The following is a 263-nucleotide window of genomic DNA, read 5'->3' as shown; positions in this document are numbered from 1 at the left end:
ACCCATGGCCATGCCGTCGGTGACATGCTCCTGCAAACCGTGGCCAATCGGCTGAAAGGCTGCGTGCGTGAAACCGACACTGTGGCGCGTATCGGTGGCGATGAGTTTGTCGTGCTGTTGCATAGCGTGCATGCCGCCGAAGATGCCGACAGTGTCGCCGGAAAAATCCGTCAGGTGCTGGCGCAGCCCATGCGCCTCGACGGCCATGACCTGCGTATCGAACCGAGCATCGGCGTGGCGCGTTTCCCTGAACACGGTGAAGA

At 61.6% G+C, this 263-nt stretch carries 1 protein-coding gene; it reads left to right on the top strand.

Annotated elements, in window-relative coordinates; all coding sequences use genetic code 11:
• Nucleotides 1-24: 24 nt before the first annotated feature.
• Nucleotides 25-263, top strand: a 239-nt coding sequence (locus tag AAEY83_RS16020) for a diguanylate cyclase domain-containing protein (RefSeq protein WP_351060561.1), incomplete at its 3' end; no start/stop codon positions are given.

The organism is Psychrobacter sp. TB20-MNA-CIBAN-0197, from assembly GCF_040309765.1.
Taxonomy (GTDB): domain Bacteria; phylum Pseudomonadota; class Gammaproteobacteria; order Pseudomonadales; family Moraxellaceae; genus Psychrobacter; species Psychrobacter submarinus.
Note: the sequence above shows the minus strand (reverse complement) of the source record. Positions and strands in the feature narration are given on the sequence as shown.